Source organism: Hydrocoleum sp. CS-953 (assembly GCF_002260545.1).
Lineage (GTDB): Bacteria > Cyanobacteriota > Cyanobacteriia > Cyanobacteriales > Microcoleaceae > Trichodesmium.
This window is the reverse complement of sequence record NZ_LGSU01001268.1, coordinates 1-8930: the sequence shown is the minus strand read 5'-3', so window position 1 is coordinate 8930 and position 8930 is coordinate 1. Positions and strand designations below refer to the sequence as shown.

At 36.2% G+C, this 8930-nt stretch carries 6 protein-coding genes; 2 read left to right on the top strand and 4 right to left on the bottom strand.

What is annotated here, in order from left to right; genetic code table 11:
- Positions 1-161 precede the first annotated feature (161 nt).
- Positions 162-944 (top strand): ion transporter, encoded by a 783-nt coding sequence (locus AFK68_RS22240; protein WP_246844151.1) that lies wholly within the window; start codon positions 162-164, stop codon positions 942-944.
- Positions 945-1717: 773 nt separating this feature from the next.
- On the opposite strand, the gene AFK68_RS22230 is transcribed toward AFK68_RS22240, so the two are convergent.
- The 3 genes from AFK68_RS22230 to hetZ form a co-directional block, all read right to left on the bottom strand.
- Positions 1718-4174, bottom strand: a complete 2457-nt coding sequence (locus AFK68_RS22230) for a DUF3488 and DUF4129 domain-containing transglutaminase family protein (RefSeq protein WP_094675170.1) — start codon at positions 4172-4174, stop codon at positions 1718-1720.
- A 98-nt stretch (positions 4175-4272) separates the two neighbouring features.
- Positions 4273-5304, bottom strand: a complete 1032-nt coding sequence (locus AFK68_RS22225) for a hypothetical protein (RefSeq protein ID WP_143438143.1) — start codon at positions 5302-5304, stop codon at positions 4273-4275.
- The gene (hetZ, locus tag AFK68_RS22220) at positions 5294-6457 is read right to left on the bottom strand and encodes a heterocyst differentiation protein HetZ (protein WP_094675172.1); all 1164 of its coding nucleotides are present in this window, start codon (positions 6455-6457) and stop codon (positions 5294-5296) included. The genes AFK68_RS22225 and hetZ overlap by 11 nt, the downstream gene beginning before the upstream one ends.
- Positions 6458-6624: 167 nt before the next feature.
- Here hetZ and AFK68_RS22215 point away from each other — a divergent pair, with 167 nt between their 5' ends.
- Positions 6625-7131 carry a hypothetical protein gene (locus tag AFK68_RS22215; protein WP_094675166.1) on the top strand — a complete coding sequence of 169 codons (507 nt, stop codon included), beginning with the start codon at positions 6625-6627 and terminating at the stop codon, positions 7129-7131.
- Positions 7132-7302: 171 nt separating this feature from the next.
- On the opposite strand, the gene sds is transcribed toward AFK68_RS22215, so the two are convergent.
- Entirely contained in the window at positions 7303-8274 is a 972-nt protein-coding gene (gene sds, locus AFK68_RS22210) for a solanesyl diphosphate synthase (protein ID WP_094675164.1), read from the bottom strand.
- Between the last annotated feature and the right edge of the window lie 656 nt (positions 8275-8930).

Below are 8930 nucleotides of genomic sequence, written 5' to 3'. Positions count from 1 at the left end.
CCCGCCCCTACTATTGCAACATTTTAGTTGTGTCATACCACTACTTATAATTACAATCTAGTTTGATAATTATTGCTCTCAAGCATAAGATTAAAAATTATGAATAACTAATAATTAATAACTAATAATTAATAACTGATAACTAATAACTGATAACTGATATGTCACCTATACCAACAAAAAAAAATCTGGCATTTTATTTGGAAGATATCGAAAATCCTATCGGTAAAACCATTAACTTGATTTTACTATTTTTGATTTTACTTTCTTCTGCTATCTTTGTTGCTGAAACCTATCCAATTTCAGAGGAAATTTTTGGGAATCTAGAACTAATAGATGATTCTATTTTAGTATGTTTTGCTATTGAATATTTGCTGAGATTTTGGTGTGCAGAGCAAAAAATAAAGTTCGTTTTTAGCTTTTTTTCTATTATCGATCTACTCGCAATTTTACCTATTTTTCCAGGATTTTTAGAACTTAGTTTTATTCGACTTATCAGATGGTTCCGAATTCTAAGACTCATTAGATTTCTTAAGTTGAAAATTTATATATTTAAGATTAGTACGGCAGATGGAGTAATTTTTGCCAGGATATTATTTACTTTATTTACAATTATTTTTATCTTTTCTGGCTTAATTTATCAAGTCGAACATCGTGTCAATCCTGAATCATTTACAACTTTTTTAGATGCTGTATATTTTTCGGTTGTTACAATGACAACTGTGGGATTTGGTGATGTAATTCCTATTTCAGAAAAAGGTCGTTTATTAACTGTTTTGATGATATTAACGGGTGTTAGTTTAATTCCTTATCAACTTGGAGATTTAATTAAACAACTTATCAAAACAGCAAATAAAGAAGAAAAAGTCTGTAGTAATTGTGGTTTTTCTTACCACGATATAGATGCTAAATTCTGTAAAATTTGTGGTCAAAAATTATTCTGAATTTATAATTCAGAAGTTATATCAAGTGCGGATAATCAGTGATACAAAAGTTTTTGCTACTAGTAGGGCTTTAGCCCTATCTATACTTAGGGCTAAAGCCCTACTACAAACTTTAATTATAACTATTCAACCAGACATAATATTAAAAGCTATATCAAGTCTAATTAATTCACCATAATAAAAATCTTCTTATTTCCAAGCCAGAATATTTTTTAAACTTCTCGTTTTTGCTGCAAGCATTCAGCTATTAGCTGTCAGCTTTCAGCTTTCCTGACTTTTCCTTTACTTTCCTTTGGAATGCTTCGTAAAGGCCATGCTTTGCTATGCAGATGAAACGCAAAAAAAGCGATTTTTATTCCTGAAAACGTCTAAGTACCATTAATGAAGCTTTTATAGCACATCAGAAACAATAGCTGATAGCTGATAGCTGACGGCTGAATGCTTACTTTTTGCTTAACTCCCTAAATTTTTTCTTGTGGTTATTCAAAGAAACATGATATTAGAATTCATTTCTGACTAAATTTTAATATTTAGTAATGTCCGAGTGGGAGACTTCCACTGTTATCTCCCTTTTCTTAGTAAAAAAATTCCACAGTTTAGTTATACTTTAATAGCAGTTTTCAGACAGATTACTTAAGGTTAAATCAAAACCTTGTAGAGACGTTTCATCTAACGTCCCGACTATAGGTATATTTTTCTTTTTTTTCAATATTTACCGCTTCTCCCCTAGATAACTAAATTCTTCTTACTTCTTACTTCTTACTTCTTACTTCTTACTTCTTACTTCTTCCTTTCTTCAAACTTCCCAGTAATTTTTTTAATCTACTTAAATTAACTTCCTTACTACCATAACGCCATCCAACATAAGCTCGCGAAATTTCCTCTACTATTTCTCCCTGTTCCCTCTCTTGGTGCGCGTTCCCTTGCGTCTTGCGCCGACGCGGGGTCGCACCGCTGTTCCCTGTTCCCTGTTCCCTAATCTGATTACTATATTCAAAAGGTGTCTGAAAACCACGTTTAACTAATCCCTTACTCGCCATTAAATTCAACATTTGTTGATAGATACTCTCCATCGGAGATAACCTTGCTAACCAACGACCGTAACGCCATTTTCTCCAAAAAATATACAATAACCAACCCAAAAAACTTAAAGCAGTAGCTAAAATTAAACCGCCAAATATCCCTTGCCAACCTTGGGAAAATAGAGCAAAAAACCAACCAATAATTCCTAATATCCAACGGAATATTCCGCCAATAAATCTTTCTAGAAAACCAGTTACAGGAGAAGGCAACCAACCAGCTACCCACTTCCAAAAAACCATCAGTGTAGGGGTTTGGTTTCCAAACCCTTTTTCAATAGAAGGAGGAATTAAAGGCATTCCTGGAATAGGATTAAAAGCAAACCATCCATAACCTGGAAAATATACCTCCGTCATCATATAAGCATCTGTATTTTTTACCACATATAAACCAGTAAAAGGATTAAATTCTCCAGGAGCATAACCGCCAACTAATCTAGCAGGAATGCCAATAGAACGTAACATTATTGTCAAAACTGTGGAAAAATGATCGCCATAACCACCTGTAATTTTTTCCCCTTCCGGACTATTTTGATAACCAAATAAAAATGCTGAGACTAAATCTTCACCTTCTGCAAAAAATGGCGGTTCTTTCTGAAGTTTATAATTTGGGTTTTGTTTGAGGTATTGAGCTAAATCAAGTGCTTTTTGGTAAGTAGAAGTAATAGGTTTACTTTCTTTTGCAACTTTACTTTTCTTGGCTAAAATTTCCTCTGTTTTTTGTCTTACTTTTTCCTTAATTTCAGGAGGAATTTGTAAATAGTATTTACTAATACTTTCTGGATAATTTGTTCCTGCCTCACCCAAAATAGTAGGATTTCTATAAGGAACATCAGAAATTACTGTATAGGTTAAACCTTCTCGAAGTTCCAGAGGAGAACGTAAATTTCCATCAGGATCAATTGCTATTTTTTCAGTAGGAAAATACATTTCTCTGGCTTGATATAAAGCTGGAATTAAATTCGGTAACTGAGAAACTACTGTATAACTTTGAATAACTTCTTTAGTTTCATTTTGATAAATATTTTTCCGTCGCCAATTCACATCAAATCGATAAGAAAAACTAGAACGACCTAAAGTAAAAGTCTTATCATTCCGAGAAATTTCCCAACCTTCACCAGTATATTTATCAAAAGCTAAAACTCGCCAAAATCCTTCGGCTTGTGACCTAACTCGCATCACAACTTGAGGAACTAATTGCCCGCGCAAATTTTGGTTTATCTTAGTATTAAATCCATAATAATAAGTAGTATCTAAACTTCCCGGACCTGATTCTTGATTAGTTCCATTACCATTTCCAGAACCATCTCCATTTTCCCTACCTCGACCAATATAACCAGGATTTGTAATTGTCCGCCCGTCAAAATTTTGTACATCAAAATTAATTGGAGCGCTGATGGGAAAAGTTCGTAATTGATATCCAGGCAACCTCGGTAAAAAAGCAAAAATTGCCATACCCAAACCAAGAATTACTAACAATAATGTTGTTAGTCTTTTAGGGGAAATAGCATTTAATAAAGATATTTTTTGTCGCTGCTTTTGCTTAGTAAACTCTGATTTATTAGCCGAAAATTTTGACTGCAAACCCAACCTAGAACGATAATCTAAAATTAGGCAAGGAATAGCAAGTACAATAAACAGTAATAATACAGGTCCGTAAGTTAAAGTTTGACTAATAGTACCTGCAACCCCCAATAAAATTAATCCTATCACCATCGAATAACCCAAGTCTTTCCGCCTGGGTAGATCGAAACTATGCAAAACTTGAAGTTGAATCAATAATTCGGCCAATACCAGTCGAGTATCATTTAACTCACCAACCAACCTGCTCAAAAAAGCAGCTAAAGCTAATAACATTCCTATTGCCAAACAAAATTTAGCTGGTACATTCCTTTTGTAGCGATTGTACCAACTCCAAATTGCTCCTATAATACTTAGTGGTGCTGCCCAAAAAGTTAAAGGCAGTTCATCTGTTGCCACCCCGGCAGCCACATCAACCGCTATAATACCTACTATTACCAATGCCTGTACCATGACTCGTAATAGAATAGAATCTTCAGGAACAGGTTTAGGCGCTGCTTCTATTTGTCTCCACAGAGGTCCTAATATAGGTAGATTTCGCACTTCCCACGCAGAAGAAGAATTAGGCATAATTTTATGATTGTGGTAGATGCTGAAGGAATGTTGATTTTTGCAGTAAGTCCTGCTTAATATTTTTTCAGCATAGGCACAGTATTTAGAATTCAGAGTTAAGAATTCACTTGAAGACAAACAGCAAATTTTAAAGGTTCGTCCCAGTTAAACAATTTAATAATTAGCTCGTATTTTTGATCTGGTTGTGGGTCAAATAATTCTACCCATAGAGTACCTGGATCTGAACGTTGAGAGGTTGCTTGAACTTCTCTTCCTTGAATTTTGAGGCTTGCTGCTGCTGGAAGTTGACCCTTAATTCTCAAACAAGCAGAAGCTCTATCTTCAGGAATAGAGTATTCAGCTTCAATATTAATCCAACCCAAAGTACTTTCCCATTGTCTTCTTACCACTGACTGGTTTAAATGACAGGTTAAAGTTAAAGATGATAAAATTTCTTTGGCAGCCAGTAAAGATAACAACATTTGTTGTCTTGGGGTTGCAGTGTCATAATTAGTGACTTGAGGAGAAATCAACTCCCCATCACGAGATTGACCTACTAATACTAAGCCTGCTAGATTATTGAGGGATTGAGATTGGCCGGGGAATAAATTCTCTACAGCTTTAACCAATCTAATACCAGGTAGTAAATCGGATTTTACTATCTCTTGGCAAGACTTCAGCAGTTGATAAGTTACACTATCTGTTAGGGGTATAGATAGGTTTCTCCACCTGATATTTTTCATCTGTGATGCCCACAGACTAATAGAGGAAACCCAATCTTGAGCTTCAACGTCTGGATACTCAGTATCGTATCCCGGTTCTTCCCAAGGAAATATTGGCGGTTTAGCTTCAATCTCAGCTTTCAGGCGTTTTTGTAACAATGACTCGAAACGATTATACACAGTTGGTACTTCTCCTAGTGTAATTGGTGGACTTTCGTTATAGTAGGGACAGTCAATTTCTTCTGAATCAAGTGGATCTAGTTCTTCCCACTCTTCTTCCCCCTTGATTTCTGCTGACCTATCCTCAATAGGTTTTTGACTTTCCCCTACTGCTAATATTTCTTTAGAACTTGGCTTTGATAATAGCCAATCAAAGAAATTTTTCTCGAAAGTTTCCACCTGTTTATTCGTTTCGTTATTCATCACTTGATGCCCCTGCTCCGGAACTTGAACGATTTCGTAATTCCCAGGCAAGTTCTAGTAATTTATACCACTTTTTCTTAACCTGGTTGACTTTACGACCTAAACTTTTTGCTATCGCTTCATCAGAAAGACCTTGTTGTTTTAACTTTAGCAAATTCTTTTGTTCTGGATCAATTTGCTGATGCAAAGTTTCCCACTCTGTGGGAGTTAAGCCTAAATTTTGCTCTAAGTCTGCTTCTAACCATTGATGAACGAGTTCCCACCGATGTCCCATGGCAAATTTAAGCAAGTGGTACTTAAAGCGCTGCTGTAAATAATCTCTTTCTCGTGGGGTCAGACCCAGGATAGATTCTATTTCTCCAGTGGATAAATCTTGTAAACGCAAAGCAAAATAGTCTGCACAGTCTTGCTGTTGACGTTCCTCTAGATAGGCCATTAGTTCTTCAATCACAACCTGACGTAGAGAACCAATATCATTACCTGGGTCTTGTGCCACCATTGCTTCTCGCACTTGCTGGATAGATCCATCATTCCAGGTTTTGTCTGAGTCAGTAGCTGTTCCCTCTGCTGCTTGGTCAATATCTACAGATGTTTCTTTTGGTTGTTGTTGGGAAAATGTTTGTGCCCTCAGAATAATCAATTGTTGACTCCGACCACCAGACAAAGGTATACGTCTTTTGCCATAACGTTCTGTAAAGGCCATATACTCTGCCAGTTCTAACAAAGTACGGGGAGTATAAGTTGCTGGAAGTTCAGCTTCTCGCCGAAAAGCATTTAAGGTCTCCACATAAAATTGTTGTAAAAAATCTTCTATTAGATTTAATCTGGCCTGATAACTTGATTGTATTTGGGGAGGAGTGATATATCTATAAACAATAGCACTGAGGGTGCTATGTAATTCTACTCTTCCTTCTTGAGAACGAAGCTGGTAATAATGTATACATCGTCTCAGGCGATGTAGAGCTAAATTCTTAGCCCATTTACCCACTTCTCCCGAACCTTGAATTCTTTTACTTTCTGTACAAATCCTATCTACTTCTTGTCTAATACGTTCTGCTACTTCTAAGCAGTTTTGCCTTGAGGCACGAGTAGACTGCTGAAATTCATCTAGGAGTAGCTTTAAGATTTCTTCGCCAACTTGGCAGATTTCCCCCATCATTGTATTAATAATTAATTACTAATAAAGTTTATAAATCATCATAAATACACCCAATTTTTTTAGATAATTTCGGTAACAGCGAGTAGGGAACAGAAAATTCCCTAAATTATCGGTTTATGGCTACTTGTACACCGCTACCCTGAAAGGATAAAAAATATTTAATTATGAACTTAGAACAACAAATCCAAACACTTATTGAAAACGCACCCCAAGATGGTAATACACCACAAATTGTGGAGGCAATTATACCTGCTTTAAAACTGTTAGCTGAACAATTACAACATTTGCAATACTATATTTTACAAACTTACACGCAAAATTGGGTTTTGACTACTTTAGGTCATCAGAGTCAATCTGAACTAGAAAAACGAGTTATTTATGCTTTTCCGACACTAAATGATGCCTCATCATCTATTTCCGAAGAATCCTTTGCTGGTCTTCCTGCGGAAGAACGTATTGTAGCAACGCCTATGCCAGTTATTCATATACTTTTTCAAATGATAGCAATTCAGCCTTTAGATAGTCTTGTATTCTTTGAAAAACCAGGAGATTTAACAACAGCTACGGAGGTCAAGAGAGAGGATGTCCAAAAACTGATAACTATATATCTCAGACAGTATCAGGCATCCTCTAATTCCAACTCTAGCAAATTTCCTTCAGATATTGCTTAATAATGGATAATTGATAATGGATAATTGATAATGAAAGAGTTTTTTAAACCTCTAGTTTTCTATCTAACTTTCTTTGATAACTCATAATTAATAGTTAGAGGTAGTTTACATTGTTCATTGTTCATTATCCATTGTTCATTATCCATTGTTCATTATTAATTATTCATTAGTCTAATACAGTCTACTTAAAACATAGTCAGTAAGATTAATCAAAGCTTGACGAGAATCACAATCTGGTAAAGATTGTAAATGTTCAACAGCCATCTTCGCGTGTTTAGCAGCCAACTCTTGAGACCTTTCAATTCCGTTACTATCTTTAATCAATTGGATGGCCTCTTCTAAATCACCATCTTGGGCTAATTCTCTTTCAAGTAGTTTTTCTAAGCCCGGCTTTTCTTCAAAAGCATACAATGTAGGTGCTGTCAAGTGGCCGCTTTTCAGGTCTGAACAAGCAGGTTTTCCTAGAGATTCTGTAGCGCTAGTAAAGTCTAGTATGTCGTCTACTATCTGGAATGCTAAACCTAGATATTTACCATAGTAGTACATATCCTGGGCTAGTTCTGGCGAGACACCACTAATAATAGCTGCAGCTTTAGAACTATTAGCAATTAGAGAAGCTGTCTTGTAATAGCTCTTTTCTAAATAAGCTTCTATAGATAAATCAGTGTCAAATCTATGTAGTCCTTGCTGAATTTCTCCTTCGGCAAGATCCATAATTACTTCTGAAAGTAGTTTGACAACTGCTAGATTATCTAGATTGGCCAAGTACCAAGATGATTGAGCAAATAGAAAATCTCCAGCTAGTACGGCCACACGATTAGTAAATAAACTGTGAACCGTAGGGACGCCTCGACGAATTTCTGATTCGTCTACTATATCATCGTGAACTAAGCTAGCAGTGTGGATCATTTCTGTGATTTCTGCTAAACGACGATGTTTAGGAGTAATTTCCTGGTTTGGCATGGTGGTCCGTGAAATTAATAGGACAACGGCTGGTCTGACCCGTTTTCCTTTGACACGGAATAGGTGTTCCGCAGCCGCGTATAGTATGGGGTGACGGGCACCTACCAATTGTTTTAAGTTATCTGTTAGCAGTTGTAGGTCTGCTTCTACTGGAGAGAATAGGAGAGTGGAAGTAGTCATTTCAGTTATCAGTTATCAGTTATCAGTTATCAGTTCCGACCGCTGAAGTCAGAGGTTTGAAATACTGAAGTTTATTTTTTTATCCTCCCACCCTTAAAAGGGGAGGGTTGAGACCTTATTTTTTGGTCATGAATTAGCCACTAAAGCTATAAGTTAACAAAATTTTACAAATTATATTCTTATTCTAAGCTAACCATTCTTGATATAGGAAAGTTATACCGTTTCACGGAAGTCAAAAGTCGTAGGGGCGTTTTGCTACGCGACATATAAAACGTTTGCGGAGCATTCCGATAGGAAAGTTGTGCGTAGCTAATGGCCATTCGCCCGTACAAAAGTCATGCATTAAGATTTTATAGAAGCCATTTGGTATCTATTTGTGTACTTAAAATGGAGTGTGGGGAGTGTGCGGAGTGTGGGGAATGTGGGGAGATGGGGTGTATTAGACCTCTCCTTTCATCCCAAATCCAATCAATATATTACCCATAAATTATCAATTACTTCTCGACTTGGACCTATTTTCTGGAGATACTGTTAGGGCTTCTATAGAAGCCCTAACAGTATCCTTGCCTTTGTCTGAAAAGCGAGGGAGCTTAGTCGTCTGTGGTAGAGAAGCAATAAGGGAAAAAGATTAAAAAATACTCCAACTCTCCCCATCT